General features: G+C 69.7%; 32 protein-coding genes and 1 pseudogene. 15 read left to right on the top strand and 18 right to left on the bottom strand.

What is annotated here, in order from left to right; translation table 11 throughout:
• Positions 1 to 149: 149 nt before the first annotated feature.
• Positions 150 to 332: a DUF6104 family protein gene (locus tag OG390_RS34640; protein WP_005312030.1), complete on the top strand. Its 183-nt coding sequence runs from the start codon at positions 150 to 152 to the stop codon at positions 330 to 332.
• 181 nt (positions 333 to 513) lie between these two features.
• On the opposite strand, the gene OG390_RS34635 is transcribed toward OG390_RS34640, so the two are convergent.
• Positions 514 to 1,341: a hypothetical protein gene (locus OG390_RS34635; protein ID WP_406173316.1), complete on the bottom strand. Its 828-nt coding sequence runs from the start codon at positions 1,339 to 1,341 to the stop codon at positions 514 to 516.
• A gap of 162 nt (positions 1,342 to 1,503) precedes the next feature.
• Here OG390_RS34635 and OG390_RS34630 point away from each other — a divergent pair, with 162 nt between their 5' ends.
• Entirely contained in the window at positions 1,504 to 2,451 is a 948-nt protein-coding gene (locus OG390_RS34630; RefSeq protein ID WP_406173314.1) for a DUF4097 family beta strand repeat-containing protein, read from the top strand.
• 1 nt (position 2,452) lies between these two features.
• A complete protein-coding gene (locus tag OG390_RS34625; RefSeq protein WP_406173313.1) occupies positions 2,453 to 3,523 on the top strand; it encodes a helix-turn-helix transcriptional regulator in 1,071 nt (356 codons plus the stop codon).
• A gap of 127 nt (positions 3,524 to 3,650) precedes the next feature.
• Here the strand turns inward: OG390_RS34625 and OG390_RS34620 are convergent, their stop codons facing one another.
• From OG390_RS34620 to OG390_RS34605, 4 genes are all read right to left on the bottom strand, one after another.
• Complete coding sequence (locus OG390_RS34620; RefSeq protein ID WP_406173311.1) at positions 3,651 to 4,223, bottom strand: Clp protease N-terminal domain-containing protein; 573 nt, start codon at positions 4,221 to 4,223, stop codon at positions 3,651 to 3,653.
• On the bottom strand, positions 4,223 to 4,432 hold the full coding sequence (locus OG390_RS34615; protein ID WP_406173309.1) for a helix-turn-helix domain-containing protein: 210 nt from the start codon (positions 4,430 to 4,432) through the stop codon (positions 4,223 to 4,225). Before OG390_RS34615 ends, OG390_RS34620 begins: the two co-directional genes overlap by 1 nt.
• Before the next feature lie 125 nt (positions 4,433 to 4,557).
• On the bottom strand, positions 4,558 to 5,523 hold the full coding sequence (locus OG390_RS34610; protein ID WP_406173307.1) for a zinc-binding dehydrogenase: 966 nt from the start codon (positions 5,521 to 5,523) through the stop codon (positions 4,558 to 4,560).
• A gap of 336 nt (positions 5,524 to 5,859) precedes the next feature.
• Entirely contained in the window at positions 5,860 to 7,083 is a 1,224-nt protein-coding gene (locus OG390_RS34605) for an NADP-dependent malic enzyme (RefSeq protein ID WP_406173305.1), read from the bottom strand.
• Between the two features lie 538 nt (positions 7,084 to 7,621).
• Here OG390_RS34605 and OG390_RS34600 point away from each other — a divergent pair.
• From OG390_RS34600 to OG390_RS34590, 3 genes are read left to right on the top strand one after another with little or no spacing between them, the layout of a single operon-like run.
• Positions 7,622 to 8,578: an ABC transporter substrate-binding protein gene (locus OG390_RS34600; protein ID WP_406173303.1), complete on the top strand. Its 957-nt coding sequence runs from the start codon at positions 7,622 to 7,624 to the stop codon at positions 8,576 to 8,578.
• A gap of 38 nt (positions 8,579 to 8,616) precedes the next feature.
• On the top strand, positions 8,617 to 9,555 hold the full coding sequence (locus tag OG390_RS34595; protein WP_406173301.1) for an amino acid ABC transporter permease: 939 nt from the start codon (positions 8,617 to 8,619) through the stop codon (positions 9,553 to 9,555).
• A 38-nt stretch (positions 9,556 to 9,593) separates the two neighbouring features.
• Positions 9,594 to 10,346, top strand: a complete 753-nt coding sequence (locus tag OG390_RS34590) for an amino acid ABC transporter ATP-binding protein (RefSeq protein WP_406178025.1) — start codon at positions 9,594 to 9,596, stop codon at positions 10,344 to 10,346.
• Positions 10,347 to 10,415: 69 nt separating this feature from the next.
• Here the strand turns inward: OG390_RS34590 and OG390_RS34585 are convergent, their stop codons facing one another.
• The 3 genes and pseudogenes from OG390_RS34585 to OG390_RS34575 all read right to left on the bottom strand — a co-directional run bounded on the left by OG390_RS34585 (position 10,416) and on the right by OG390_RS34575 (position 12,906).
• Positions 10,416 to 10,925 carry a hypothetical protein gene (locus tag OG390_RS34585; protein ID WP_406173299.1) on the bottom strand — a complete coding sequence of 170 codons (510 nt, stop codon included), beginning with the start codon at positions 10,923 to 10,925 and terminating at the stop codon, positions 10,416 to 10,418.
• Between the two features lie 86 nt (positions 10,926 to 11,011).
• Positions 11,012 to 11,131: pseudogene (locus OG390_RS34580) on the bottom strand (amino acid ABC transporter permease); the annotation flags it as partial.
• Positions 11,132 to 11,214: 83 nt separating this feature from the next.
• A complete protein-coding gene (locus tag OG390_RS34575; protein ID WP_406173297.1) occupies positions 11,215 to 12,906 on the bottom strand; it encodes a recombinase family protein in 1,692 nt (563 codons plus the stop codon).
• Between the two features lie 175 nt (positions 12,907 to 13,081).
• On the opposite strand from OG390_RS34575, the gene OG390_RS34570 reads away from it, so the two are divergent.
• Positions 13,082 to 13,711: a CGNR zinc finger domain-containing protein gene (locus OG390_RS34570; RefSeq protein WP_406173295.1), complete on the top strand. Its 630-nt coding sequence runs from the start codon at positions 13,082 to 13,084 to the stop codon at positions 13,709 to 13,711.
• Here OG390_RS34570 and sodX read toward each other — a convergent pair.
• A complete protein-coding gene (gene sodX / locus OG390_RS34565; protein ID WP_399081917.1) occupies positions 13,615 to 14,049 on the bottom strand; it encodes a nickel-type superoxide dismutase maturation protease in 435 nt (144 codons plus the stop codon). The genes OG390_RS34570 and sodX overlap by 97 nt on opposite strands.
• Positions 14,050 to 14,194: 145 nt before the next feature.
• Here sodX and sodN point away from each other — a divergent pair, with 145 nt between their 5' ends.
• Positions 14,195 to 14,590, top strand: a complete 396-nt coding sequence (gene sodN, locus OG390_RS34560; RefSeq protein WP_037937753.1) for a superoxide dismutase, Ni — start codon at positions 14,195 to 14,197, stop codon at positions 14,588 to 14,590.
• Between the two features lie 176 nt (positions 14,591 to 14,766).
• Here sodN and OG390_RS34555 read toward each other — a convergent pair whose 3' ends face one another.
• Together OG390_RS34555 and OG390_RS34550 are read right to left on the bottom strand one after the other, a co-directional pair.
• Positions 14,767 to 15,042 carry a hypothetical protein gene (locus OG390_RS34555; protein ID WP_406173293.1) on the bottom strand — a complete coding sequence of 92 codons (276 nt, stop codon included), beginning with the start codon at positions 15,040 to 15,042 and terminating at the stop codon, positions 14,767 to 14,769.
• Complete coding sequence (locus OG390_RS34550) at positions 15,012 to 15,275, bottom strand: hypothetical protein (protein WP_406173291.1); 264 nt, start codon at positions 15,273 to 15,275, stop codon at positions 15,012 to 15,014. Before OG390_RS34550 ends, OG390_RS34555 begins: the two co-directional genes overlap by 31 nt.
• Positions 15,276 to 15,380: 105 nt before the next feature.
• Between OG390_RS34550 and OG390_RS34545 the strand changes: the two genes are divergently transcribed.
• The 6 genes from OG390_RS34545 (at position 15,381) to OG390_RS34520 (ending at position 18,641) form a co-directional block, all read left to right on the top strand.
• A complete protein-coding gene (locus OG390_RS34545) occupies positions 15,381 to 15,806 on the top strand; it encodes a helix-turn-helix transcriptional regulator (RefSeq protein WP_406173289.1) in 426 nt (141 codons plus the stop codon).
• 272 nt (positions 15,807 to 16,078) lie between these two features.
• Entirely contained in the window at positions 16,079 to 16,495 is a 417-nt protein-coding gene (locus OG390_RS34540; RefSeq protein ID WP_399081803.1) for a VOC family protein, read from the top strand.
• Complete coding sequence (locus tag OG390_RS34535; RefSeq protein ID WP_406173287.1) at positions 16,488 to 16,724, top strand: hypothetical protein; 237 nt, start codon at positions 16,488 to 16,490, stop codon at positions 16,722 to 16,724. The genes OG390_RS34540 and OG390_RS34535 overlap by 8 nt, the downstream gene beginning before the upstream one ends.
• Complete coding sequence (locus tag OG390_RS34530; protein ID WP_406173285.1) at positions 16,708 to 16,983, top strand: hypothetical protein; 276 nt, start codon at positions 16,708 to 16,710, stop codon at positions 16,981 to 16,983. Before OG390_RS34535 ends, OG390_RS34530 begins: the two co-directional genes overlap by 17 nt.
• Positions 16,984 to 17,004: 21 nt before the next feature.
• The gene (locus tag OG390_RS34525) at positions 17,005 to 17,877 is read left to right on the top strand and encodes a hypothetical protein (RefSeq protein ID WP_406173283.1); all 873 of its coding nucleotides are present in this window, start codon (positions 17,005 to 17,007) and stop codon (positions 17,875 to 17,877) included.
• Complete coding sequence (locus OG390_RS34520) at positions 17,874 to 18,641, top strand: VOC family protein (RefSeq protein WP_406173281.1); 768 nt, start codon at positions 17,874 to 17,876, stop codon at positions 18,639 to 18,641. The genes OG390_RS34525 and OG390_RS34520 overlap by 4 nt, the downstream gene beginning before the upstream one ends.
• On the opposite strand, the gene OG390_RS34515 is transcribed toward OG390_RS34520, so the two are convergent.
• The 4 genes from OG390_RS34515 to OG390_RS34500 all read right to left on the bottom strand — a co-directional run bounded on the left by OG390_RS34515 (position 18,581) and on the right by OG390_RS34500 (position 21,503).
• Entirely contained in the window at positions 18,581 to 18,877 is a 297-nt protein-coding gene (locus OG390_RS34515) for a hypothetical protein (protein WP_406173279.1), read from the bottom strand. The genes OG390_RS34520 and OG390_RS34515 overlap by 61 nt on opposite strands.
• Before the next feature lie 72 nt (positions 18,878 to 18,949).
• Positions 18,950 to 20,176, bottom strand: coding sequence for an RNA polymerase sigma factor (locus tag OG390_RS34510; RefSeq protein ID WP_406173277.1), 1,227 nt, complete (start codon positions 20,174 to 20,176; stop codon positions 18,950 to 18,952).
• 5 nt (positions 20,177 to 20,181) lie between these two features.
• The gene (locus tag OG390_RS34505) at positions 20,182 to 20,595 is read right to left on the bottom strand and encodes a YciI family protein (RefSeq protein WP_399081815.1); all 414 of its coding nucleotides are present in this window, start codon (positions 20,593 to 20,595) and stop codon (positions 20,182 to 20,184) included.
• Between the two features lie 320 nt (positions 20,596 to 20,915).
• Positions 20,916 to 21,503: a dihydrofolate reductase family protein gene (locus OG390_RS34500; protein WP_406173275.1), complete on the bottom strand. Its 588-nt coding sequence runs from the start codon at positions 21,501 to 21,503 to the stop codon at positions 20,916 to 20,918.
• Positions 21,504 to 21,603: 100 nt separating this feature from the next.
• On the opposite strand from OG390_RS34500, the gene OG390_RS34495 reads away from it, so the two are divergent.
• Complete coding sequence (locus OG390_RS34495; protein WP_406173274.1) at positions 21,604 to 22,194, top strand: TetR/AcrR family transcriptional regulator; 591 nt, start codon at positions 21,604 to 21,606, stop codon at positions 22,192 to 22,194.
• Positions 22,195 to 22,212: 18 nt separating this feature from the next.
• Here the strand turns inward: OG390_RS34495 and OG390_RS34490 are convergent, their stop codons facing one another.
• From OG390_RS34490 to OG390_RS34480, 3 genes are all read right to left on the bottom strand, one after another.
• Positions 22,213 to 22,815, bottom strand: a complete 603-nt coding sequence (locus tag OG390_RS34490) for a GNAT family N-acetyltransferase (protein ID WP_406173272.1) — start codon at positions 22,813 to 22,815, stop codon at positions 22,213 to 22,215.
• Between the two features lie 738 nt (positions 22,816 to 23,553).
• On the bottom strand, positions 23,554 to 23,871 hold the full coding sequence (locus OG390_RS34485; RefSeq protein WP_406173270.1) for a hypothetical protein: 318 nt from the start codon (positions 23,869 to 23,871) through the stop codon (positions 23,554 to 23,556).
• Positions 23,872 to 24,785: 914 nt separating this feature from the next.
• Positions 24,786 to 25,895 carry a family 2 encapsulin nanocompartment cargo protein polyprenyl transferase gene (locus OG390_RS34480; protein WP_406173269.1) on the bottom strand — a complete coding sequence of 370 codons (1,110 nt, stop codon included), beginning with the start codon at positions 25,893 to 25,895 and terminating at the stop codon, positions 24,786 to 24,788.
• Positions 25,896 to 25,976: the final 81 nt, after the last annotated feature.

The following is a 25,976-nucleotide window of genomic DNA, read 5'->3' as shown; positions in this document are numbered from 1 at the left end:
ATCCCCCGTTCCCCCACGCCCCCGTGGTACCGCCGACCTCGCAGGCTAGCCGCAGGGGGGCGGCCACGACAGAGGACCTCCGCGCGCAGCCCACCCCACCTATCCTTTTCCCAGCGTTCCACTTCACTTTCACCGACGGAGCACCATCCATGTACTTCACCGACCGTGGCATCGAGGAACTTGAGAAGCGGCGGGGCGAGGAAGAGGTCACCTTCGAGTGGCTCGCCGAGCAGCTGCGGACGTTCGTCGACCTCAACCCGGACTTCGAGGTGCCGGTGGAGCGACTGGCGACGTGGCTGGCGCGGCTGGACGACGAGGACGACGAGGAGTAGGGCACCCTTCGGGGCTTCGTACGCGTTGGACGTCACCTCTGGGGGCTTCGCACGCGTTCGACGTCACCCTTCGGGCCTGCGTACGCGTGGGCGTCACCTCCGGGGACGTCGTGCTCGTCGGCTCGTCCCTCGGGTCTCACGTCTCGTGCTCGCGGGCGCTGTCGTAGGCGCGCAGGTGACGTCAGTCGAAGGCGCGCAGGTGGCTGTATGCCAGGCCCAGGGCGCCGTGGATCACCAGGAGCGTGCCGGCGGCGATCCAGCCGGCACTGCGGCGCCGTACGCCCCAGGCAGTGAGCGGGAGCCCGGCGGCCAGCTCGGCGGTGGCGAGGTCACGGGCCTTCGAGCCGCGGAACCAGGACCCCAGGCTGCCGCCTTCCACCACGTCGAGTTCCGCGCGGACGGCGGCGCGCCACCCCGACCACTCGATCTGCTCGGCGCCGGGCTGGATCCGGGCCACCTCACGGAGCCGGTCGGTCGGTTCGCCCGGGCTGATACCGGCCGGAAGCACCATCCCCGCGCGCGTGAGGACGGCGAGCAGAGCCCGCACGCGCGTGCGGGCATCCGCACCGGGGTCGGGCTTCGTCAACTGCTCCAGGGACTGCATGTCCAGCACCGGATCGAGACCGAGCCGCGCGGCCAAGGTGCGCATCGCCTCGTCCTCGCCGACCGGGGTGCCGTTCGCCAGCCATTCGTAGCCGACGGTGCGACGGAAGCCCGAGGCGAGAGTGCAGCCGCTGTGGTCGGCGTCCCACCACAGGGCCAGTACGGGCCAGGGGGCGCCGACGGCGAGGGCCGCCGCCCAGCCGGAGAGCACACGGTCGACGGGTTCCGCGCCGTGCTGCCAGGGCTTGCCCTCGGGAACCAGCACGCTCCACTCGGGACCGGCCCCGGTGAGCAGCATCCGCTCGCGCAACAGCTGGGCGGCGGGACTGACGGACTCGGGGTGCGCCCGGCACAGGAGCAGGGCGCCGGGGGCCGTGGCCGAGGACTCGCCGGGCGCAGTCGACATGGCCCCACTTTAGGACGTTTTACCCCAGCATCCCGCTCATGATCCCCAGAACAGGCGTCTTGACTTTCCGTAACCGCGATATATCGTGAATGACGGAAGACGCGATATGGCGCGTCGAGTCCGGACTCGGCGGGGTCCGGTCCGGTCGAGGAGGTCTGCACCATGTCCGAGTGGTCCGTCACAGAGCCGAGGAAGCTCACCTTCGACGACCCCGTGACGGCGCTGCATGTACGCGTCGTCGATGGAACTGTCAACGTCGTGGGCACCGACGAGGGTTCCGCCCGGCTCGAGGTGTCCGAAGTCGAGGGCCCGCCGCTGCGGGTGACCCAGAGGGACGGCACCCTCACCGTGGCGTACGAGGACCTGCCCTGGAAGGGCTTCCTCAAGTGGCTCGACAGCAAGGGCTGGCGCCGCCATGTGGTGGTCTCACTGGCCGTCCCCACCGGCACCCGGGTCGAGGTCGGCGTGGTCGGCGCCGCCGCCGTGGTCTCCGGGGTGGACGCACGCGTGGAGGTCAAGGGCGTCACGGGCGACACGACACTCGTCCGTATCGCGGGTCCCGTACGGGTGGGCACGGTGTCCGGAAGCCTGGAGGCCCAGGCCGTCACCGGCGACCTCCGGTTCAACTCCGTCTCCGGCGACCTGACCGTCGTCGAGGGCTCGGGCTCCTCCGTGCGGGCCGACTCGGTGAGCGGCTCGATGATCGTCGACCTCGACGCCGCGGGCACCCCGACCGACGTCCAACTGACCAACGTCTCGGGCGAGATCGCCATCCGGCTTCCACATCCGGCGGACGCGGAGGTCGAGGCGAACACCGCGAGCGGCACCGTCTCCAGCGCCTTCGAGGACCTCCGGGTCAGTGGGCAGTGGGGCGCCAAGAAGATCACCGGCCGGCTGGGCGCGGGCAACGGCAGGCTGAAGGCGATGACCGCCTCCGGCTCCATCGCACTGCTCCGCAGGCCACCGACGGAGGACGGGCCGTACGACGACGATCCGGCACCCCAGGACGCGGCCCCGGCCGACGGCCCGATCGGCGACTCGACGAACACTCCGACCGACGACTCGACGAACACCCCGACCGATGGCCCGACCGACAAGAAGGTGCTCTGAAATGCCCCCCGTCTTCGCTCATGGCCGCCTTCGCCTCTACCTCCTCAAGCTGTTGGACGAGGCGCCGCGCCACGGGTACGAGGTGATCCGGCTCCTGGAGGAGCGCTTCCAGGGCCTGTACGCGCCCTCGGCGGGCACCGTCTACCCCCGGCTGGCGAAGCTGGAGGCCGAGGGACTCGTCACGCACACCACCGAGGGCGGCCGGAAGGTCTACGCGATCACGGACGCCGGCCGCGCCGAACTGGCCGACCGCAGTGGCGAACTGGCCGATCTGGAGCTGGAGATCCGCGAGTCCGTGGCGGAGCTCGCGGCCGAGATCCGGGCCGATGTACGGGGCGCGGCGGGCGATCTGCGCCGCGAGATGCGGGCGGCTGCCACAGAGGCCCGGAGGGGCCCCAAGGGCGGCACCGGGGCCAAGGAACACGACGCGGAGCCGGGCGACTTCGGGGGCATCGGCGACTACCAGGACAAGGAGTCGTGGCGGGCGGCGAAGGAGGAGATGCGGCGCGTCCGGCAGGAGTGGAAGGAACAGGCCCGCCGCGCGAAGGACGAGAGCCGCCGCGCCCGCGACGAGGCCCAGCGCGCCCGCCGCCAGGCCAAGGAGGCCCAGGAGCGAGCCCGCGCCCAGGCCCAGGAGGAGATGCAGCGGATGGCCAAGCGCGTCCAGGAGCAGGTCCAGGACCACTTCGCGCGGGGCGACTGGCCGACCGGCATGCGCGAGGGACTGACCGAACTGGCCAAGGAATTGGGCGACTTCGGCAAGAACTTCGGAAAGGACCTGGGCAAGGACTTCGGCTTCGGCCGCACGGACACGAAGGCCGGTTCGACCGCGGAACCGGAGTACACGGTCACCCGCGAGGACTTCCCCGCCGACTACGAACCCTCCTGGGCCCACGAGGACTCCACCGGCAATCCCGCCCGCGACCTCGACCGCCTCCTGGACCGCTTCCGCGACGGCATCCGCGACGCGGCCCGCGACCACGGCGTGACGGAGGACCAACTACGGGAGACCCGCCGCCACTTGTCGACGGCGGCGGCACATATCGGGGCGGCGCTGCGCAAGCGTGTGTAGCCCGTCCGGCGGATGAGGACGAGCGCGAAGCGCGATACGGGGGCGGTCTGGGGGCGGAGCCCCCGGAGACGGGAAGGGTAGGGGCGAAGGGGCGACAAACACACCCCACGCCCCACCCCGCGCACGTTCACCCCGCCTCGGCCACCCCGCCCCCGCCGCCGTACAGCACCCGCGTCACCGCCTCGTGCGTAACCCCGTGATCGGCAAGCACCTCCGCCAGAACCCCGGGCCGCACGGTGAGCGCCATGAGCAGATGCTCGTCACCGATGTGCCGCTCACGCCGAGCGAGAGCGATCCGCAGGGACTGCGTCAGCACCTCCTTCGCCCCCTGGGCGAAGGGCCGCCGCCGGGCCCACCGGCCACCCCCACTCCCCTTCCCCGACTCCAATGCCCCTTCCCCGTGCGCCTCTTCGACCCGGGAGACGATCTCCGACAGGTCGATGCCCAGCCCGGAGAGGGCGTCCGCATCGGCCCGGGAGAGACCACCGCGCCGCCGCGCCTCGGCGAGGTCCCGCTCCACCGAGTCCCGCCGACCGGCCATCCCGAGCGACGCCAGGGCGAACGATCCCCGGCTCCCCTCCCGATCGAGGAGGGCGAACAGCATGTGCTCCGCCTCCACTGTCCCGGCCCCCGCCCGCTCGGCCTGGAGCACCGCCCCCTCGACGACAGCACGCGCATCCTTGGTGAACCGCTCGAACATCACTGCCTCCCGTACTTCTTGTGCACGGCCTGCCTGCTCACTCCGAGTTCCGCGGCGATCTCCTGCCACGACCAGCCCTGATCGCGCGCACTGCGCACCTGCACCGCTTCCAGCTGCTCCAGCAGCCTCCGCAGCGCGGAGACGGCCCGCAGCCCGACCCGCGGATCGCGATCACCCGCGCGCTCGGCAAGATCCGTTGCTTCGGTCATGATGTCAACTTACGTTGACGCTCCACGCCTGTCAACCACGATTGACGCGCGACAACGGCCGGTCCGGAAACACGACAACGGCCGGCCCGGAAAACCGGACCGGCCGTTGTCGGCAGAGAAACCCGCTAGGAGTTCGTCAGCACGATCTTCCCGAACTGATCGCCCGCCTCCAGCCGTTCGAACCCTTCGCGGGCCCGGTCGAGCGGCAGCACCTCGTCGATGACGGGGCGTACGCCGGTGGCGGCGCAGAAGGACAGCAGGTCCTCCAGCTCGTCCTTGGTGCCCATCGTGGAGCCGACGATCTTCAGCTCCAGGAAGAAGACCCGGGTCAGTTCGGCGTGCGAGGGCCGGTCGCCGCTGGTCGCCCCCGAAATGACCACGGTGCCGCCGGGCCGCAGCGACTTGATGGAGTGCGACCAGGTGGCGGCACCCACCGTCTCGATGACGGCGTCGACCCGCTGCGGCAACCGCGCCCCGGACTCGAGCGCCTCCACGGCCCCCAGCTCGACGGCCCGCTTCCGCTTGGCCTCGTCGCGACTGGTGGCGAACACTCGAAGCCCGGCGGCCTTCCCCAGCACGATCGCGGCGGTGGCCACCCCGCCGCCCGCGCCCTGCACGAGGACGGAGTCACCGGGCCGGACCCCGGCATTGGTGAACAGCATCCGGTACGCCGTCAGCCAGGCCGTGGGCAGACAGGCGGCCTCTTCGAAGGACAGTTCCTCGGGCTTGGGGAGGATGTTCCACGTCGGTACGCACACCCGCTCGGCGAAGGTGCCCTGGTAGCGCTCGGTGAGGATGGACCGCGGCTCCTTGGGGCCGACCCCGTGGCCGGTCTGGCCGATGACGGAGTGCAGCACCACCTCGTTGCCGTCCTCGTCGATGCCGGCGGCGTCGCAGCCGAGGATCATCGGGAGCTTGTCCTCGGCCAGGCCGACTCCGCGGAGGGACCACAGGTCGTGGTGGTTGAGCGAGGCGGCGCGTACGTTCACGGTCGTCCAGCCCGGCCTCTTCTCAGGGGTCGGGCGCTCCCCCAATTCCAGGCCGTTCAGCGGCTGGTCACGGTCGATTCGGGCGGCATAGGCAGCGAACATGACCTTGACGATAGGCTCCGCCCCCGGCCGGGGGAACCATGTCCCCCTGTGACACACGTCCCGCCTCCCTGGCACGGGGGTGAGCCCAGGGGATGTTGTTCCGTCTCCTCCGCCCGACCCGACCCGCACCCGCGGACCACGCCCCGTCAGGGGCGCGGGGAACTGCGCGACAAGCCCCCACCGTCGCGCACCAGAAGAACCACCCAGCGGGGTCTGGGGCGCAGCCCCAGGTACCGGACGGGCAGGGGCGGAGGGGGCGAAAAACCACCCGCCTGGACGCCTCCACGCAAAAATGGCCCCGCCGGGAAACCCGGCGGGGCCATCACGCACACCGCGTCAGCGGCGAGCAACACCCTCGGCCCGAGCAGCCGCGGCCACCGCCGCAGTCACCGCCGGAGCCACCCGCTCATCAAAGGGCGAGGGAATCACATAGTCCGCCGCAAGATCGTCCCCGACGACCGAGGCCAACGCATCGGCCGCCGCGATCTTCATGCCCTCGGTGATCCGGGACGCCCGCACCTGCAGCGCCCCCGCGAAGATCCCGGGGAACGCCAGCACGTTGTTGATCTGGTTCGGGAAGTCGGACCGCCCGGTCGCGACGACGGCCGCGTACTTGTGGGCGATGTCGGGGTGCACCTCGGGGGTCGGGTTTGCCATCGCGAAGACGAAGGCCCCCTCCGCCATCGATGCCACCGCCGGCTCCGGCACCGTACCGCCGGAGACGCCGATAAAGACGTCGGCGCCCGCGAGCGCGGACTCCAGCGACCCCGTCAGACCGGCCTTGTTGGTGATCTCCGCGAGCTCACGCTTGACGTCCGTCAGGTCGTCCCGGTCCTTGGACACGACGCCCTTGCGGTCCGCGACGGCGACATCCCCGAGCCCCGCCTCCAGCAGGAACTTGGCGATGGCGACCCCAGCCGCACCCGCGCCGGAGATGACCGCGCGCAGGTCGCCCAGCGACCGCCCGGTCAGCTTCGCGGCGTTGCGAAGCGCCGCCAGCGTCACGACCGCGGTCCCGTGCTGGTCGTCATGGAAGACGGGAATGTCCAGCCGCTCCTGGAGCTTCCGCTCGATCTCGAAGCACCGCGGCGCCGAGATGTCCTCCAGGTTGACGCCGCCGAAGGACGGCGCGAGCCGGGCCACGGTCTCGACGATCTCGTCGACGCCCGTGCAGTCGAGCGCGATCGGCACCGCGTCCACGCCGCCGAACTGCTTGAACAGAATCGCCTTGCCCTCCATGACGGGGAGCGAGGCCTCCGGGCCGATGTCGCCGAGGCCGAGGACCGCCGTCCCGTCCGTCACCACAGCGACGACGGACGACTTCCACGTGTAGTCGTGGACGAGCTCGGGCTGCTCGGCGATCGCGCTGCACACCTTCGCGACGCCGGGCGTGTACGCCAGGGACAGGTCGTCCTTGTCACGGACGGGCACGGTGGCCTGCACGGCCATCTTGCCGCCACGATGCAGCGCGAATGCCGGGTCGAAGGAATCGAGGGGCTCGGCCCCGCCTTCCTGATCCGTACTGCTGTCGCTGCGAGGATTGACGATCTCCGCTGCCACTTTGTTTTACCCCTTAAGTCTTCATTGTTTGAGGGTGACCACTCCTGGTTGAGGGGTGGGCGGGCACCGCACAAGCCCAGCCGCCGTGGTTGCGTACGGGCGTTTGCGCGACGGGCGCGCCGCACACGCGCCCTGAGCCCCGGATGAGGGGTGTAAAGAACCTTCTTACCCGACGGATGGTGTCGAGGACGAGTCCATAACGCGAAGGTCACACGCCGGTGACATGACTCATACCTGAATATGTGGACAAGTCCACGACTTGCCCCCATCTCGTCATGAGTGCCGCGTAGCGGCCGCCCGCATCCTGAGAGGCACCGAAGATCTTCCGGCCGGAAGGACCGATTCCCGCATAAGGTCCGGCCTTGATGTACCGGCGAGTAGCGGTTCGGGGGTCACCCGTTATCCGATTTTGACATAGCGAGTCCCCTGAATGGCGCAGTCCAAATGGCAGGATGCCGTCATCACACGAGGTCGCGGCACCCGATGGTGTGTGTTCTCGTCGACCTATCGGCTCCCTCATCCGCCGGAGGAACCCAACATGACCGCAAGCTCCACCCGTCGTACGACCGCCATGCGCTCCCGGACAGCCGCGGTCGGTGCGATCGCGGTCGCCGGCGCCCTGATCCTCACCGGTTGCGGTGACCAGACGAAGGACAACTCGGGCAGCTCGACCGCGAGCACGAGCTCCGCGCCGCTGGCCGACAAGCTGCCCAAGGCGATCCGTGACGCGGGCGTCATCAAGGTCGGCTCGGACATCGCGTACGCGCCGGTCGAGTTCAAGGACAGCTCCGGCAAGACGGTCGGCATCGACCCCGACCTGGCAGACGCGATGGGCAAGCAACTCGGAGTGAAGTTCGAGTTCCAGAACGGCACCTTCGACACCCTGATCACGGGCCTGCGCTCCAAGCGGTACGACATCGCGATGTCCGCGATGACGGACACCAAGGACCGCCAGGAGGGCATCGACTCCGACACCGGCAAGAAGGTCGGCGAGGGCGTCGACTTCGTCGACTACTTCACCGCCGGTGTCTCGATCTACACTCCCAAGGGCAAGACCCAGAACATCAAGACCTGGGCCGACCTGTGCGGCAAGAAGATCGTGGTGCAGCGCGGCACGGTCTCCGAGGACCTCGCCAAGGCCGAGTCCAAGAAGTGCACCGGCGGCAAGAAGATCGCCATCGAGTCGTACGACAACGACCAGCAGGCCCAGACCCGGCTGCGCGGCGGTGGCGCCGACGCCGGCTCCTCGGACTTCCCGGTCGCCGCGTACGCGGTGAAGACCTCCGGCGGCGGCAAGGACTTCGAGCTCGTCGGCGAGCAGGTCGAGGCCGCGCCGTACGGCATCGCGGTCGGCAAGTCCAGCACCCAGCTGCGGGACGCCCTCCAGGCCGCGCTGGACGCCATCATCAAGAACGGCGAGTACGACAAGGTCATCTCCAAGTGGGGCGTCGAGGCCGGTGCCGTCAAGACGGCCACGGTCAACGGCGGCAAGTGACCGCGGATCCGAGCGGGCACTGAAAGGCAACAACACCCGTGACTGTTGACATCGACAAGACGGCGGGCCCGGAGGACACTCCCCCGGCCGGACCGGAAGCCATCAAGGCGATCCCGGTCCGGCACTACGGGCGGTATGTCTCCGCGGTCGTCGCGATCGCGCTCCTGGTCGCCGTGGTCTACGCGTTCTCCCAGGGCAAGATCAACTGGGGTGCGATCCCCGACTACTTCTTCGACCACCGCATCATCAACGGCGTACTCAAGACGCTGCTGCTGACGGTGCTCTCGATGCTGATCGGCGTCGTCGGCGGCGTGCTCCTCGCCGTCATGCGACTGTCGAAAAACCCGGTGACCTCGTCCATCGCGTGGTTCTACATCTGGTTCTTCCGCGGCACGCCCGTCCTCGTGCAGTTGGTGGTCTGGTTCAACCTGGGCCTGGTCTTCACGTACATCAACCTCGGTCCGATCTACAAGGACTACTGGTCCAACTTCATGACGCCGCTGCTGACGGCGCTGCTGGGCCTGGGCCTGAACGAGGCCGCGTACATGGCCGAGATCTGCCGGGCAGGTCTGCTCTCGGTCGACGAGGGCCAGACCGAGGCGAGCCACGCGCTGGGCATGAGCCACAGCAAGACCCTGCGCCGGATCGTGATCCCGCAGGCGATGCGCGTGATCGTGCCTCCCACGGGCAACGAAGTCATCAACATGCTGAAGACGACCTCGCTGGTCGCCGTGATTCAGTACTCCGAGCTGTTCCGCGTCGCCCAGGACATCGGCCAGACGTCCGGCGCCCCGGCGGAGATGCTCTTCCTGGCCGCGGCCTGGTACCTGCTGCTGACCTCGGTGTTCAGCGTCGGCCAGTACTACCTGGAGCGGTACTACGCTCGGGGTAGTAGCCGCACCCTCCCGGCCACCCCGTTCCAGAAGATCAAGGCCAGCCTGCTGTCGCTGGGCCGTCCGAGGGGAGGCACGGCATGACCGCCAATGTGACCAAGGCGGACTCCGCCACCACGACGATGGTCAAGTCCGAAGGCGTGCACAAGTCCTTCGGCCCCGTCGAGGTCCTCAAGGGCATCGACCTGGAGGTGAAGTCCGGCGAGGTCTTCTGCCTCATCGGCCCCTCCGGCTCCGGCAAGTCGACCTTCCTCAGGTGCATCAACCACCTCGAGAAGATCAACGCCGGTCGTCTGTACGTCGACGGTGAGCTGGTCGGCTACCGGCAGCACGGCGACAAGCTGTACGAGCTGCGCGACCGCGAGGTCGCGATGAAGCGCCGGGACATCGGCATGGTCTTCCAGCGCTTCAACCTGTTCCCGCACATGACGGCGCTCGAGAACGTCATGGAGGCGCCGGTCCAGGTCAAGGGCGTCAGCAAGTCCCAGGCCCGGGATCGCGCGGGCCAGCTCCTGGAGCGCGTGGGCCTGGCCGACAAGGCGAAGAACTACCCATCGCAGCTCTCCGGCGGCCAGCAGCAGCGCGTGGCCATCGCCCGCGCGCTGGCGATGGAACCGAAGCTGATGCTCTTCGACGAGCCGACCTCGGCACTCGACCCGGAGCTGGTCGGTGACGTCCTCGACGTCATGCGCGACCTCGCCGAGTCCGGTATGACGATGGTCGTCGTCACCCACGAGATGGGCTTCGCCCGCGAGGTCGGCGACAGCCTGGTCTTCATGGACGGCGGTGTGGTGGTCGAGTCCGGCCACCCGCAGGACGTCCTGACCAACCCCCAGCACGAGCGGACGCAGTCGTTCCTGTCCAAGGTGCTCTGAGGGCTTCAGCCCCCACACGGCCGGATGCCGCCCACCCCTTCCCGGATGGGCGGCATTCGGCGCTTCGGGTCAATGCAGGTTCAGCCAAGGGCTGCGCGGCGACAGGTTGCCCTCGGTCTTGACGGGCACCAGCTGGACCCAGGTGATGAACTGCCCCTTGCCGTGGAAGTCGTTGCCGGCGTACGTCTTGTTGACCACCTTGCCCTTCGGGCAGGCATAGGTCTTCTTGGAAACGATCTTCTCCCCGGTGGTGAGGACCCGGATCACGATCGAGCACTTGGCGTGCTTGGCGCCCATGCTCACGACCGCGTAGGGGTGTCCCACGCGTGTGGCCTTCTTGCTGATGCAGGACTGCCAGATCATCACGGTGCTGTCATTGGGGTACGTGTCCACGTTCGAGTACCGGTAGCACCCACCGCTACCTTCTGCGTACGCCGAGGGCGCCGCGGTCAGTCCGGCGACCGCCATGGACGCGCACATCCCCGCAATGAGAACCGGCTTCTTGAGCTGCACGAAGGACCCTTTCCCCGCTCCTGTGTCCGCCCCGAGGGCGGCCTGGTCGTCGGGAATGATGATCAATGCGGCTGCCCGGTTGCCCAGCCCTCACGTGACGGCGAACACGCTCGGTGCAGCGCGAGCAGCAGCGTGTCCGACGGCGAGCACCAGATCCGACGCAGCGTCTTGGCGCAGCTCACACCCAGCGTCTGGGGCGCGTCGGTCTGGCCCACGTCGACTGCGAGCAGGCCGGCGCGGCAGATCTCTGCCATGTACGCGGCCCCGGTCAGGCAAGCAGGACGGCGCCCCACCATTCCGCCGACTCGTCCGGAAAGCTGGATAGCCGATCGTCCACCTGCTCCCCTGGCCGGCGTCAGCCGCTCGGATCCGTTGCCCCCGCAAGCCCACCCCAGGCCACACCCAGCGCAGTCTCCAGCCAGTTCCCCGGCCACCCGAATCGCGGATCCTCCCAGCCCAACCGCTGTCGCTGCTCGGGAGTCCAGTGTTCATATCCGATCCGGTCAGGAAGCATCTCCTTGAGATGCGCTCCAGGAGCGACGTTCCCACCTTTCAGCAGTCGGTCCGCCCCCTGCCACTGAACCGATACGCAGCGCGGGTCGAATCTGTTCTTCGCCTGTGGCTCGATCACGATCTTCGAGAAGGCTGCCCGGAACGCCTCCCTCCTCTGGTAGGGGGTGAGTTCGGGCCACGCTTCGACGATCTTGGCGTCAAGCGTCGTGGCACGCTTCGCCTCCGAGACCAGCCGTTCCAGTGTCTCTTCGGCACGGATTCTCTGCTCGTTCCAGCGACGAGTGAACCGGTTGTACTCGCCCGGACCGATCTGACCGGCCTCGGCAGCGCGTCGCCATTCCTCGATCTTGCTCTCCGCCTCACGCTTGAGCCGCAGGGCTTCGTCCGGAACCGGCACGTCTCCTTCTGACAGGTCGCCAGGACCTTGCCTCGCCAACCGCAGGAAGAGCAACAGCGTCACATACATGTCGAGTTGGCGAACAGAACGGGACACGTGATGACTGCTGCACACGTAGATCTCCTGCGTGTACCCTCGTCGACCCTTGTGAACGTTCCGTGTGCCTCGCACAGGCTCACCGCAGATTCCACAGAGAGCAAAGCGAGTCAGCGCGTACCTGACCGATGCCGGTCGGCCCGACTGCTGCGACCGCAGCCGTGCCCGCGCGACGTGAAACGCCTCGTCATCGACGAGCCGTGGCCATCGAGCACGAGCGGTGACCACTCCCCTGCCCTCGCCAGAAGCGTTCACGAGATGCCGCTCCACCTGCCCGATGTACGCGACGTTGAAGGCCATGTCCCGGATGCTCTGACGGCTCCAGGAGCCCGTCGCTCCGCTGCGCCCGCCGGGCGTTGGCACCCCCCGTTCATCCAGATCGCTCTTGATGCGGTTGACGGGATCACCGACGGTGATACGCGCGATCACCTCGCGCACGATCATGCAAGGCGTATCTCCGGCGGGGGTCACAGGGGTGTCATCCAGGACCCAAGTGGGACGGTTGTCCTCATCGGGATCGCCCTTCCTCAGTCCGTACGGAGGCCTCCCGTGCGGGCGCCCCTCCCCCGCAGCGGAATCGAGCCCTCGCCGCACGCGTCGTGACACGCACTCGGCCTCCCTCTCCGCGGCTTCTCCATCGGCAGTGGCCCGTCTGAGGTCGTCCGGGACGCGAGGATCGATGACCTGGCCGGAGTACCACAAGCGGACACCAGCCTTCGCGCAGGCGTCGAGCAGTTCAAGCCAGTCGGCGGTCACGCGCTCGAACCTGCTCACCTCCCACGCTGCGACCAGAGTCACCTTGCCCTCCTGAACCAGACGCTTGAGCGTCCCGAACGCCTCTCGATCCCCGAGCGCGAACCGACTTGCCGAGCAGTCGTCGTCCTTGAGTTCCGCCACCACTCGCCATCGCTGAGTATTCGCTGTTCGCCGGAGTTCCTTGAGTTGCTGATCCGTTGAGCGAGTATCCGACACCGAGAGGGACACCCCCTGCTTCACGTGACTCACCCTCGCGTACAGCACCACTTCTTCGATCGAGCGCACCGATCACCTCCGCGCCGCCAAGCACCCAAAGCGACCATCACGCTACTTTACGGGTGTGCCGCCAGGAGTGCCATTCTGGAATTCACACATGCCGATCCGACCACCACCCCGCAGTAATACCCTCTAGGAGCAACACCTCTTACGGGGGCATTCGCTCCGGAAGCCGAAGGACCTCATGGAACTGGCCTATTACTCGGATTACGCCGTCCGTCTCGTCAACAGCGAGGAGCCGGCCCGGGGCAAGGACTCGCTGACCTCGGTCGAGGCCGTCCGCGACCTCTTCGAGGGCAACTCCTCGGCGGCCCGCCGCGCCACGGACGCGGACGTCACGCGCTTCCGCTCCGTACGGGCCCGGCTGCGCGCGGTCTTCGAAGCGGCCGACGGCGGCAACGAGACCCTCGCCGTGGACCTGCTGAACTCACTCCTCCTGGAGTTCCCGGTGAGCCCGCAGATCTCCGGCCACGACTACCGGGACGACGACGGGCGCCCCCTGTGGCACATGCATCTGGCGGACCACCCGTCGAACGCGACGGCGGGCTACGCGGCCATCGCGGCGATGGGCCTGGCCTTCCACCTGACGGAGTACGGCGTCGACCGCCTCGGCCTGTGCGAGGCGTCCCCCTGCCGCAACGCCTACCTGGACACCTCGACCAACCGCTCCCGGCGCTACTGCTCGGACCGCTGTGCGACCCGCGCCAACGTGGCGGCCTACCGCGCCCGCAAGCGCCTGGAAGCGGACCGGTCGGACAGCACAGGCCTGGCGGCCCCTGCCACCCAGCGGACGACGGCGACCGGCGACCGCTGACCGCCCTTCAGGGGCCGGTACCGGAACCGCACCTTCCCGAGGACGAGTTCCTCGGGAACGGTCCCGTAATCAGTGCTGTCGCCCCCGGCGAACGCGTTGTCCCCGAGCACCCACCAGCCCCCCTCCCGGCGTTCCGCGATCCGCTTGACGACCAGCAGATCCTGCTGGAACGGATGACGCAGGACGACGACGTCACCGGGCCTGACCCGCGCCCCCCACTGCACGACGAGCCGATCCCCGTGCTGAAGCGTGGGAACCATGGACGGTCCCGTCACCTCGGCCGCCCCGAACGGCAGCACGGCCCTCCCGCGCTCGGTCTCCTGCGACAGCTCCGGCATCACCGGCACCTCCCCGGTCCTATCCTCCACCAGTCCCAGTTTCACCCTGGACTTTTGTCCTAAGCCCATGGGGGCACTCGCGAAAACCCGTCCCTCACGGAGTAATGTCCCACCTGAGAAGACGATCACGAGGAAGGACAGCTCAATGCTCTCCCGCCTGTTTGCCCCCAAGGTCAAGGTCAGCGCGCACTGCGACCTGCCCTGCGGTGTGTACGACCCGGCCCAGGCCCGCATCGAGGCGGAGTCGGTGAAGGCCGTCCAGGAAAAGATGGCCGGCAACGACGACCCGCACTACCAGGCTCGCGCCACCGTCATCAAGGAGCAGCGCGCCGAGCTCGCCAAGCACCACGTGTCGGTGCTCTGGAGCGACTACTTCAAGCCCCCGCACTTCGAGAAGTACCCGGAGCTGCACCAGCTGGTCAACGACACCCTGAAGGCCCTCTCGGCCGCCAAGGCGTCCACGGACCCGGCGACGGGCCAGAAGGCGCTGGACTACATCGCCCAGATCGACAAGATCTTCTGGGAGACCAAGAAGGCCTGACCCAGGGCCCGTTACCGGTTCGCCTTGACCGGCGAGCGGTGCACCCTCGCAGGTCAGCGAGTCTCCTGAAGGGGCTCGGTCGAACCCTCGGCCGGGCCCCTTCGGCGTTCCTCGGAGGGGCGGTTTCACGCCGCGCGGGCTCCCCCCATGAAACCGCCACTCAGGCCGTCGGCCCGCTAGTGGGCCCGCTCCCGCAACAGCTCCAGCGCCGCACCCCGCAACTCCTCGCCCTCCAGGGCGGCATACGCCGACACCGCGTCGTCGTACGCCGCCCGGTCGGCGCGTCCGGCCGCCTCCCCGAGCGGGCCGAGGACATCGTCGGCCGGAAGCCGCGCAGGCAGCGGAAGCGCGAGCAGGACGGCGGAGCTGTCCACCTGTGTCTCGTCCAGCGTGAGGGGGTAGCCCGTGGCGGTGCCGGCGATCAGCTCGGCACCTGGTGCCCCAGCAGGCAACGTTCGCCCCGTCGCGACGCTAGGTGGGAACGGGCCCGCGAGACAAGGACCTGCAACGCCTTCGTCGGATTCTCCGGCTGCTCCTCGGGCCACAGCCCGTCGACCAGCCGGGCCGTGCTGCACCCGGTGCGCAGATCGTCCGCGAGCAGGGCGAGCAGGCCACGCAGCCGGGGTCCGGCGACCTCCCGGTCGTGACAGGACACCCGCGAGAGGAAGGTCAGCTCGGCGGTCATCCGAGTAGGTCAGCGAGCGCGGGTGCCGGGGGGCGCGGGACGTGGGCTCCCTCCGGTCTCAGCCCTCCGGGCCATCGTGTCGGCGCCGGATGTCATCCTGGTGTGGTGACCGTCGAGGACTTGGTCCGGCTGCGCCGGGCCCGCGACCGGATGGACCGTGAGTACGCGGAGCCGCTGGACATCGCCACGCTCGCGCGCAGCGCGCTGATGTCACCCGGCCACTTCCAGCGGAGCTTTCGCGCGGCCTTCGGCGAGACGCCGTACACGTATCTCATGACCCGCAGGATCGAGCGCGCCAAGGCCCTGCTGCGCCGCGGCGACATGACGGTCACGGAGGTGTGCTTCGCCGTGGGCTGCACCTCGCTCGGCTCCTTCAGCTCCCGCTTCACGGAGCTGGTCGGCGAGACGCCGAGCGCGTACCGGGCCCGCCCGCACGACCACGGCGCCCCCATCCCGTCCTGCGTGACCCGGCGCCTGACCCGCCCGGCCCGCCACCCGAACCCGGAGGCGGAACCGGGCTCGCGCCTCTAGGCCCGGACTTCGCAGGTCACCCGATCGTGAAGATCAACAGGTCGGGTTCGATCGTCCGGCGGGCGGGATCGGCCGCGAGCCGCCGACGAAGGGCTGCCCCGGTCACTCGCGGACGCTGAGAGGCTGCTGCGTCGAACCTTTTCAGCGACCTGCGAAGTCCGGATCTAGGGCCTGATCCGAACGACAGGCCCTGGAGTCCGTGCCGCGGTCCGGGCCGACGGGCCCCAGGTTCTGCACGGCAGATCGGGGCAGCAGGCCCTAGCGTGAGGCGTATGGACCTGAAACTCTCCCAATGCTTCATCGCCGTGGACGACCACGACAAGGCGCTCGCCTTCTACCGGGACGTGCTGGGCCTGGAGGTCCGCAACGACGTGGGGTTCGAGGGCATGCGCTGGGTGACGGTCGGCTCGCCGCTCCAGCCGGACGTGGAGATCGTCCTGGAGCCCCCCGCGGCGAGCCCCGACACCTCCCCCGCGGACAAGCAGGCCATGGCCGAGCTGCTGGCCAAGGGCGTCCTGCGCGGTGTCATCTTCTCCACGGCCGACTGCGACGCCCTCTACGAACGCGTCCACGCCTCCGGCGCCGAAGTCCTCCAGGAACCCATGGACCAGCCCTACGGCCTCCGCGACTGCGCCTTCCGCGACCCGGCGGGCAACGTCCTCCGCTTCACCGAACGCTCCGATGCCTGACCAGGACTACCGCTACATCGGCCCCGGAGACCTCTTCACCACCGGCTCCCCGGGGCGCGCCATCACTGCGCCGTCCGACCTCGTCACCTGGCTCGCGGAGCGCCCCGCGGAAGAGCGGGCCGAGCCCTGCACCTTCGTCGTGGACCTGCGGGGCACCCTCCGCCTCGCCCCGCGCCCGCAGCGAGCACGTGGCCTGTGCCGGGGGCGAGCGGGTGCCGGCAGCCGGTGAGATCGGATTCGGGCGGGAGGGCGAGGTCTGGGTGGTGGACGAGGTCAGCAATCAGTCGACCGGACACTGCCCCGACGTGACGTCCTGGACGGCCGTCTCCGCCACCCTGCGCCGGGCGGGGCTCGAGCACCCGCCGGCCTTCACCCACGCAGTGGTCTTCAGGCGCTCTACGGGGTGCCGGGAGGTCGGAATCGTGCGGGAGGGAGACTACGTCTGTGTGTTCTGCGGGTGCGATCTGCCCGTGGAGTGGAACGTCTGAGGAATGTCCGAGGAGTCACCCATGCCGTCCGCCCGCCCCCGTGTCCTGTACGTCAGCGATCTGGCCTATCCGGCCAAGGGGCGCCGTTACTGCGACGAGGACATCCTTCTCACCTCGCGGCTGCGCGAGGAGTTCGACGTCGCCGTGTGTCATCCGCTGGACGCGGCCGGCTTGATGGACGGCTTCGACGTCGTGGTCGTGCGGAACAGCGGGCCGGTTCTGAACTACCAGGCGGAGTACGACGCGTTCCGGGAGCGGGCGGTCGCGGACGGTGTGCGCGTGTACAACGAGCTGTCGGGGAAGGGGGACATGGCGGGGAAGGGGTACCTGCTGGAGCTGACCTCGGCCGGGTACCCGGTCATCCCCACCATCGACCACGCACAGGACCTGGGGCGGCTGCCCGACGTCGACACGTACGTGGTGAAGCCGAAGGTGGGGGCCGACTCCATAGGGCTGGAGTTCGTGACGCGCGAGCGGCTCCCCGAGCTGGCGTACGGCGACGTCCTCGTCCAGCCGCGCATCGACTTCCGCTACGAGGTCTCCTTCTACTTCGTCGACCGCGCCTTCCAGTACGCCCTGTTCGCGCCCCGCCCGGACCGGCGCTGGGCCCTGGAACCGTACGAACCGACCGTGCAGGACCTGGAGTTCGCTCAGCGGTTCGTCGACTGGAACGACATCGAGCACGGGATCCAGCGCGTGGACGCCTGCCGGGCCCCCGGCGGCGAGCTGCTTCTCGTCGAGCTGGAGGACCTCAATCCGTACCTGTCCCTGGACGTCCTCGCCCCCGACGTCCAGGACGCCTTCGTCGCGAGCATGAAAACCTCGTTGCGCGCGCTGATCGGGCGGGAGACGGTACGAGCCGTACCGACCGTCCGACAGGGAGCGCCCCGATGACCGCACCATTGATCCGGTGGACCTACGCCTTCGTCGACCGGCCCATGAAGGAGTTCGGACGGGCCACCGATTTCTGGACCGCGGTCACCGGGACACGGCTGTCGCAACCCCGCGGCGACCAGGGCGAGTTTCTCACTCTGCTGCACGAAGGCGCCGACGCGTGTGTGAAGGCGCAGGGTGTCGAGTCGGGTGACGGCGGCGCGCATCTCGACCTCGCCGTCGAGGACGTACCGGCGCTGGTGGAGGCGGCGCTGCGGCGGGGCGCGACACTCGTCGCCGAGCACGACGGGTGGGCCGTACTGCGTTCCCCCGGCGGGCAGTTGTTCTGTGCGGTGCCGTGGCACGGGGAGTCGGCCCGGCCGCCCGTGGTCGAGGGACCGAGCGGCGCGACCAGCCGGCTCGACCAGATGTGCGTCGACCTGGCTCCGTCCGCGTACGGCGCCGAGATCACCTTCTGGAGCGAGCTCACCGGCTGGGACTCCCACCCCGGCGCCCTCCCGGAGTTCCACCTGGTCAAGCCCCCCGCCGCCCTCCCCTTCCGCATCCTCCTGCAACGCCTGGACAGCGACCGCCCCACCTCCGCCCACCTCGACATCGCCTGCTCGGACATCGAGGCGGTGCGGGCCCGGCACGAAGCTCTTGGCGCCACCCTGGTCGACCGCGGCGCGCTCTGGGCGGTGATGCGGGACCCGGTCGGCGGCACCTACTGCCTGACACCCCGCGATCCCGGAACGGGCAGCCTCCGCCGGCCAAAGGTCCCGTAAGCGCAGATGCCGTCCTCCCCGTCCTCGGCGCGCGGACAGGACGAGGGCAGGTCGTCGTAGCGAAGGAGCGGGGCCGGGACCTCCCGGTGGTCCTTGTTCTGCTCCCAGACGCGCGGTCGCGGCGGCTCCGCCGAGTCCTGGAGCCACAGCGTGAGGCCGCCGCCCACGACCACGGCCACCGTCCACACCACCGCCACCCATCGCCACACCCGGCGCCGTCGCCCCGCTGTCGTCACGCCGGCGTCACCTCGCCCTGGTGCCACGAGCGCTCTGTCAGGTGCGGAAGAGGTTCGGCCATGCCGCAAACGCTACGGCTTGAGGCGTGCGGACCGCGCGTGCAGATAGCGCTGTTCGGGAAGGCTGAGGGACTTGCGGGCCGCTGACTCGTACGCGGCACGGGCCGCCGCCGGGTCGCCCGCGCGTTCCAACAGGTGGCCGCGGACCGCGTCCAGCCGGTGACCGGCCGCCAACTCGTCCTCCAGCGCGTCGAGTTCGGCCAGGCCCGCCCGCGGCCCGTGCACCATGGCCACCGCCACCGCCCGGTTCAGGCGCTCGACGGGGCCCGGAACCCGACGGATCAGCACGTCGTACAGGCCGAGGATCTCGCGCCAGTCCGTCGCCTCCGGGGACGGCGCCTCGTCGTGCACCGCGGCGATGGCGGCCCGGAGCTGATAGGGCCCCGCCCGCCCTCGCGACGACGACAGCGCCTGCGTCACCAGGGCCACGCCCTCTTCGATCGCCGCCTTGTCCCACAGATCGCGGTCCTGCTCGTCGAGGGGCACCAGCTCGCCGTGCGGGCCCGTCCGGGCGGCGCGGCGGGCGTCGGTCAGCAGCATCAGCGCCAGCAGCCCCGTCACCTCGTGGTCCTCGGGCAGCAGCCGGTGCACGGTTCGCGTCAACCGGATGGCCTCGCCGGCGAGCTCGGCCCGCCGGAGCACCGTTCCGGACGTCGCCGTATAACCCTCGTTGAAGATCAGGTACAGGGTGTGGAGGACGGCCGGCAGTCGCTCCTCCCACCGGTCCGGGCGCCCGAATCGGACCCCCTTCACCTGCTGCTTGGCCCTGCTGATCCGCTGGGCCATCGTCGCCTCGGGCACGAGGTACGCCCGCGCGATCTCCGCCGTGGTCAGACCGCCGACGGCCCGCAGGGTGAGCGCGATCTGCGCGGGCGCGGTCAGATCGGGGTGGCAGCAGAGGAAGAGGAGCGAGAGCGTGTCGTCCTCGCTCGGCGCCCGGTCCACCGTCGGTGGCGGTGCCGTGAAGGCGTCCCGGGGAGTCAGCGCCGCCGCCCTCTCCTCCCGCAGCCGCCGCGCCTCCTCACTGCGCAGGGCATCCGTCAGCCGCCGCGAGGCCACCTTGATCAGCCAGCCGCGCGGATTGTCGGGCACGCCCTTGTCGGCCCACTGCCCGGCCGCCGCGAGCAACGCCTCCTGCACGGCGTCCTCGGCGGCGTCGAAATGCCCGTACCGGCGGACGAGCGCGCCGAGGACCTGCGGCGCGTGCCGGCGCAGCAGATCCTCGACCTCGATGCTCATGCCGGTCAGATGTCCCCGGCGCCGTCCATGATGGGCCGGATGACGACCGGGTAGTCGGTGGCACCCTCCGGGCAGGGGCACCGCGTGACGCGCTCGGCGATCTCGGTGACCCGCTCCAGGCTCGCGCACTCCAGGACCCAGTAGCCGGCCATCAGCTCCTTGGTCTCGCTGTACGGGCCATCGGTGATCACGGCCTTGCCGTCCTTGCCCAGGGCGACCAGACGGGTCTGCGCCGGCTCGGCCAGCCCCTGCCCGTCGATCAGCTCCCCGGTCTCGGACAGGTCATCGTTGATCGCGCCCATGTACGCGTACATGGCCTGCAGTTCCTGCTCGCTCCAGGCCGGGGCCTGCGCGGATGCCTTGCCACGCATGGCCTCGTAGTCGGCCTGCGTGCCCTGCACCATCACCAGGTACTTCATGAGTCCGCTCCTTAGGCTCCCGCCGCCCACGGTGGGCGGCTCTCGCAGGAGACGTCGGAGCCGACCCTCGATTCTCTACACGGTCGCGCGATTCGGTCAGGATTTCTCCGTGACCGGCTCCTCCGGCTCGCCTGGGGGCTCCTGCGCGGACTCGCCGACGTACGCCGCGCACTTCGGATTCCGGCAGGGCCCGGGCCGCCAGAGGGGAACCCACGCACCCAGCGTCTTGTGACGCCGTACTACCGTGGCGACCGGCTGCCCGCATTCGGGACATACATACTCATCGGTGCCCATGCCTTCAGGGTAGGACTGCGGGGCCTTCAGCGCTTCCTGCTGTACGTCCGCACGAGCACCCCGTTCTTGAACACCCGCACCCCGTCGAGCGCGAACTCGGCGACGTCGAACCCGGAGCCGAACATCGGAATGCCGGAGCCCAGGACCACCGGGTAGGTCTTGATGACGAGCTCGTCCACCTCGTCGATCAGCGCGCCCGCGAGCTGCGAGCCGCCGCACAGATAGATGCCGAACGCGCCGTCCTCCGCCTTGAGTTCGCGCACCTTGCCGAGGACGTCGTCCGCGACGATCTCCATATGCGGGTCGGGCGACTCCTTGAGGCTGCGCGAGGCGACGTACTCGCACAGATGGGCGTAGGGGCTGGTGACGCCGGCCTCCAGCGCCAGGTCGTAGCTGGCGCGGCCCTGGATGATCGTGTCGAAGTGCCGGTTCTCCAGATCGTCGATGCCGAGCGGGCGGCGGCCGTGGGTCGCCAGTGTCTCCGGGTACTCCGCCTTGAGGAAGTCCTCCAGGAACTCCTCGTCGACGAACGGCATGAAGAACTGCGCGTCGCCGTCCGGGGCTCCGATGAAGCCGTCGATCGAGCAGGCGATGAAGTACGTGAGCTTGCGCAAGCGGGTCTCTTCTCGTCAGTCGTCAGTCAGTCGGCTCACAACCACTTCAGTTATAGTGCTTCACCTGTAGTGGTTACAAGGGACTTATGGAGGTTGCGCGATGGCAAGGAATCCCGAGCGCAGAGCGGCGCTCGTCGACGCGGCCGTGGAGGTCCTGGCCCGCGAGGGAGCGCGCGGGCTGACGTTCCGCGCCGTGGACGCCGAGGCCGCCGTCCCGGTGGGCACCTCGTCGAACTACTTCACCGACCGCGACGACCTGCTGAGCCAGGTCGACACCCACCTCCACCTGCGCCTCGCCCCCGACCCCGCCGTGCTCGCCGAGTTGCTGAAGGGGCCGAAGGACCGTTTGCTGGTGCTGGAGTTCATGCGCGACCTGCTGGCCCGCGCGACGCGTGACCGCACGGGCTATCTCGCCCTCTTCGAGATGCGCCTGGAGGCCACCCGCCGCCCCGCCCTGCGCGCCTCGTACACCCAGTCGGTACGCGGCGACCTGGAGCAGGGCATGGAGTTCCACCGGGACTCCGGGCTGCCCGGCGGCGACGAGACCGTGACGGTGCTCTATCTCGCCGTACTCGGGCTGCTCCTGGAGCACCTGACCCTGCCCGGGGTACTGGACGGCGTACTGCCGGGAGTCGCCGTCCCGGACGATCTGCTCGAACGGATCGTGACGACGATCGTCCCGGCGAGCTGAGCGGCTCCCCGGGGTCGCTCAGCCCTCCTGCCCGGGCCGCGGCTCGCGCCACATGGGCCACATCTGCGGACCGTCCGGCAGATCGAGGGGACGCCCGACAAGGTCGAATCCGAGACGCTCGTACAGCGCCCGGCTGCGGGCGTTGCTCGCCTCCAGATACGCGGGCAGGCCCTCGCGGTCGCAGCGGGCGAGAACCGACTGGATGAGTGCGGTGCCCAGACCCTCACCCTGCCGCTCCGGCGCCACGGCGATCATCCACAGATACTCGTGGTCGCGGCCCGCGGGGTGGACGTCCGCTGTCAGCCGCCCGATCAGCTCGACGCGCTCGTTGTCCGGGTCGACCGCCTCGCGCAGCTGTACGGCACCGTCCTCGTCCCCATGCTCTTCGGCGGGAACCGGCAGCCAAAGGGCACACGCCACACCGTCCTCCGCCAGATCGACCCGCCCCTCGGCGAGCACGACATCAAGAAACGCGGCCATCAACTTGTGGTGCGTCGCCCGCCGGTGCGCCTCGTCCGGAAACACCCAGCCGCTCACCGGATCATCCAGGAAGGCCGCATCGAGCAACCGGACGACCAGTTCCCGGTCCCCCTCGCCCGCCGTACGGATCGCCACGCCCATGTGCCCGCCCCTTCGCCCCAACTGACGTTGATCGTATGGCGGTTGAAGCGTAACCGCTGGGGCCGACCACTTCAGCTCCGACAGGCACCCTCAGCCCGTCCAGCACATGAGCACGAGCCGGCAAGCCGCCCTCACCCCACCGCCCTTTCCACCCCGGCCGGCTCTTCCAGCCCGTCCGGCGTTCGAGGACGAGGCTGTTCAGGCCGAAGCGGGGGCTGGGGGGCGGCAGCCCAATGCAGTTGGCTTGACGTCCCGGCCACGTAGTACCCATTGCGACGAGCGCGCCGCATGTCCGTGAGTGGGGGTGGCACGAAGGGGATGCGGGCGCTGAGGTCATGGGTCCAGCCGAGCGGACCTTGGACAGTCGACTCGCCTCGGAAGCTGTGCCAGATCTGCTGATCTGTGACGTTCTGTGACAGGTGGCAGAGTCGTTCGATCGTCGCCCGGGCCGACTCCGCCTACAGCGGAACCCTCATCGACTGGGCTCACTCCTACCTGGGCCTCACCCTCACGGCTCGCCGCCTCAGCCGGCCTCCCCGCACACCACCACACGCCGTCGAACCGGCCAAGACGAATACCGACAGGCCCAAGCCCATACGCCTCCGGAAGCGGACGCGCACCATCCGCCTCGCCCCCACCGCTCTGCGATGACGCACACAGCCGTTCCGGTGGCACGAGGGATGACCGGGTACGGCACCGCCCGAGCGATCCGAGGCCGGCCACGCTGTACAGCCGTCGTCAGCCGGGCATCGGGATCGGCGAGTCCGTGCGGCCGCTCGCTGGTGCCGTCGCCCCGGCGGCCTCCCGCACACCGCCCGCGAGCACCGCGCACGTGAACGCGATCACAGGGCCCTTCCAGTCCCAGGAGGCGAACGCAATCACCGGAAGGACGAACATCGAATGGACGGCGGAGACAGCAAACGCCGCCCGCGCCCAACCTCCGCCGATCACCGGCCGACGTACGGTCGCCCAGTGGCGCCACCACAGTCCGGCAGCCACCGCCGCGATGACGGCCATCACAGCAGCGCCCAGCCGGGCCAGATCAGCATCGGTCACACTGTCAGGGTCCAGTGCCGTCGAGCCAGTCGTGTGCACGCTCAGCGCAACCGCAGTCCATCCGAGGGCCGCCGCACCCAGCAAGGAAGCCAGAACTGCTGCGCGTCGCCGGTCCCAACTCATCCCAGAATGCGTCAAGTTCGATTTCATGCCTCATCCTAGTGCCGCGTCGGCCAGGGTTTGCCCGTTGAGGAGCGGCGTCCGGTGCGTGCTCTGGGGGTCCCCAGGGCCGAGGGCTGGGGGGAGTGCCGGCCGGAAGTCCTCGTACTGGATGTACTTGGGCTTTCGGCCGGTGCGGCGAGTGGGGGCACCTCCCACGCCCTTGAGGCAGTGGGGGAGCGTGCCGGGCGTCGCGACGGGGCGAACCTTGGCCGACGCGGCACTAGGGGCAGTGTTGCTGGTTCTCAGTAGGCACCGTCGACCGAGCGAAGAGACCCAGGGCTGGGGCCTGTCCGGCGGATCATGTCGGAGACGCGGGTCCTGGTGCGCCCATCTGCGCTGATGAGACGCCGCAGTTCCGCTCCGACCCGATCCGCCGGACAGGCCCTGGGACGAAGCACCCGACCGGCCGTGCCGGCAGGAGTCGGCGGCACCGCTCGGCGCGGTCGTGTTCGGCTGTCGCCGCGTCGACCAGCTCAGCGATGAACACGTTTGTCAGGATCACGATCCGCACCCGCTGGCCCGCACCCCGCCCCGCCACACGCAGGCCAACGATCTCCGCAGCTCAAAAGCAACCGCATCGGGGCGTCCCCCCCCAGGTACGGGACGGGCAGGGGCGGAGGGGGCGAAAAGGACGGGCCCCGCACACCGTGGGGATGTGCGGGACCCGCCCGGCCGGAGCCCGGCGCCGTACGGAGGTCAGGTGCCGTACGGAACCGGAGGCTCCGGGGTCTTCGGCCGGCGCACCGGCCCGATCAGTTGCTCCGCCGTGTCACGAACTCCGCCAGCGCGAGGAGCCCACCCGCCGCCTCCGGATCGGGCACCGCCCGGGACAGCTCATGCATCGCCCCGGACATCCGGTCGGTCGCCTGAGCCTGCGCCCAGTCGCGACCACCCGCCCGCTCGACGGCGAGGGCCGTACGCTCCAACTCCCCTTCTTCGTGGGGAACTCCGTACAGTTCGGCCAGTTCGTCGGCCGCCGGCGTGCCCGAGGCGAGCGCGGCGACCACGGGCAGCGACTTCTTGCGGGCGATGAGATCCGACCCGGCCGGCTTGCCGGTACGGCTCGGATCCCCCCAGATCCCGATCACGTCGTCGATCAGCTGGAACGCAAGCCCGGCCTCCCTGCCGAACGCGTCCAACGCCTCGACGTCCTTCTCGTCCGCCCCCGCGTACAGCGCCCCGAGCGCACAGGCACAGCCGAGCAGGGCGCCCGTCTTCGCCTCGGCCATGGCGAGGCAGTCGTCGAGGGTGACCTCGTCGGGGCCGCGCATCTCCATGGCCGTGTCCGCGTGCTGTCCCGCGCACAGCTCGACCACGCAGGACGCGAGCCGGGCGGCGGCCGCCGCCGACGCTGGGTGCGGATCCTCGGCGAGCAGTCGCTGGGCGAGCGCCTGCAGAGCGTCCCCGGCGAGGATCGCGTCGGCGTCGCCGAACACGGTCCAGGCGGTGGGGCGGTGCCTGCGAGTGGTGTCCCGGTCCATGACGTCGCCGTGCAGCAGGGTGAAGTTGTGGATCAGCTCCACGGCTGCGGCCGCCCGCACGGCCGTCGTGTGCTGTCCGCCGAGCGCCCGGACCGAGGTCAGCACGAGCGCGGGCCGGATCGCCTTGCCCGCGTTGCCCGCCGCCGGAGTGCCGTCCGCGTGCTCCCAGCCGAAGTGGTAGAGCGCGATCCGGCGCATCGAGCCGGGCAGCGATTCGATGGCACCGCGCAACTCGGGGTCGACCGACGCCCGGGCGCGCTCCAGAATGCCCGCCGCCTCCTGCCCATCGAGCGGGCTCGGTGGCCCCTTCCTGTCCATGGGCCTCCCGATGGGGCTCCGCCTGTGCAGGATTTCGGTCGGGCTCTGCGTCGTCTCCGTCATGAACTCACCCGTGAACTCCCCCTGCACACCTCACCCGTGGAATCGCCCCGGAGAGTCCTCGGACGGTGGCGCTTCCGCGGC

Source organism: Streptomyces sp. NBC_00996 (genome assembly GCF_045162675.1).
Taxonomy (GTDB): domain Bacteria; phylum Actinomycetota; class Actinomycetes; order Streptomycetales; family Streptomycetaceae; genus Streptomyces.
This window is presented reverse-complemented; position numbering and strand designations above follow the sequence as displayed.

What these genes read in the sequence shown, in the direction of transcription:
- OG390_RS34640 (WP_005312030.1), top strand. Translation starts at nt 150, where the DNA reads ATGTACTTCACCGACCGTGGCATCGAGGAACTTGAGAAGCGGCGGGGC.
- OG390_RS34635 (WP_406173316.1), bottom strand. Translation starts at nt 1,341, where the DNA reads ATGTCGACTGCGCCCGGCGAGTCCTCGGCCACGGCCCCCGGCGCCCTG.
- OG390_RS34630 (WP_406173314.1), top strand. Translation starts at nt 1,504, where the DNA reads ATGTCCGAGTGGTCCGTCACAGAGCCGAGGAAGCTCACCTTCGACGAC.
- OG390_RS34625 (WP_406173313.1), top strand. Translation starts at nt 2,453, where the DNA reads ATGCCCCCCGTCTTCGCTCATGGCCGCCTTCGCCTCTACCTCCTCAAG.
- OG390_RS34620 (WP_406173311.1), bottom strand. Translation starts at nt 4,223, where the DNA reads ATGTTCGAGCGGTTCACCAAGGATGCGCGTGCTGTCGTCGAGGGGGCG.
- OG390_RS34615 (WP_406173309.1), bottom strand. Translation starts at nt 4,432, where the DNA reads ATGACCGAAGCAACGGATCTTGCCGAGCGCGCGGGTGATCGCGATCCG.
- OG390_RS34610 (WP_406173307.1), bottom strand. Translation starts at nt 5,523, where the DNA reads ATGTTCGCTGCCTATGCCGCCCGAATCGACCGTGACCAGCCGCTGAAC.
- OG390_RS34600 (WP_406173303.1), top strand. Translation starts at nt 7,622, where the DNA reads ATGACCGCAAGCTCCACCCGTCGTACGACCGCCATGCGCTCCCGGACA.
- OG390_RS34590 (WP_406178025.1), top strand. Translation starts at nt 9,594, where the DNA reads ATGGTCAAGTCCGAAGGCGTGCACAAGTCCTTCGGCCCCGTCGAGGTC.
- OG390_RS34570 (WP_406173295.1), top strand. Translation starts at nt 13,082, where the DNA reads ATGGAACTGGCCTATTACTCGGATTACGCCGTCCGTCTCGTCAACAGC.
- sodX (WP_399081917.1), bottom strand. Translation starts at nt 14,049, where the DNA reads ATGCCGGAGCTGTCGCAGGAGACCGAGCGCGGGAGGGCCGTGCTGCCG.
- sodN (WP_037937753.1), top strand. Translation starts at nt 14,195, where the DNA reads ATGCTCTCCCGCCTGTTTGCCCCCAAGGTCAAGGTCAGCGCGCACTGC.
- OG390_RS34550 (WP_406173291.1), bottom strand. Translation starts at nt 15,275, where the DNA reads ATGACCGCCGAGCTGACCTTCCTCTCGCGGGTGTCCTGTCACGACCGG.
- OG390_RS34540 (WP_399081803.1), top strand. Translation starts at nt 16,079, where the DNA reads ATGGACCTGAAACTCTCCCAATGCTTCATCGCCGTGGACGACCACGAC.
- OG390_RS34535 (WP_406173287.1), top strand. Translation starts at nt 16,488, where the DNA reads ATGCCTGACCAGGACTACCGCTACATCGGCCCCGGAGACCTCTTCACC.
- OG390_RS34525 (WP_406173283.1), top strand. Translation starts at nt 17,005, where the DNA reads ATGCCGTCCGCCCGCCCCCGTGTCCTGTACGTCAGCGATCTGGCCTAT.
- OG390_RS34520 (WP_406173281.1), top strand. Translation starts at nt 17,874, where the DNA reads ATGACCGCACCATTGATCCGGTGGACCTACGCCTTCGTCGACCGGCCC.
- OG390_RS34510 (WP_406173277.1), bottom strand. Translation starts at nt 20,176, where the DNA reads ATGAGCATCGAGGTCGAGGATCTGCTGCGCCGGCACGCGCCGCAGGTC.
- OG390_RS34505 (WP_399081815.1), bottom strand. Translation starts at nt 20,595, where the DNA reads ATGAAGTACCTGGTGATGGTGCAGGGCACGCAGGCCGACTACGAGGCC.
- OG390_RS34495 (WP_406173274.1), top strand. Translation starts at nt 21,604, where the DNA reads ATGGCAAGGAATCCCGAGCGCAGAGCGGCGCTCGTCGACGCGGCCGTG.
- OG390_RS34490 (WP_406173272.1), bottom strand. Translation starts at nt 22,815, where the DNA reads ATGGGCGTGGCGATCCGTACGGCGGGCGAGGGGGACCGGGAACTGGTC.
- OG390_RS34480 (WP_406173269.1), bottom strand. Translation starts at nt 25,895, where the DNA reads ATGACGGAGACGACGCAGAGCCCGACCGAAATCCTGCACAGGCGGAGC.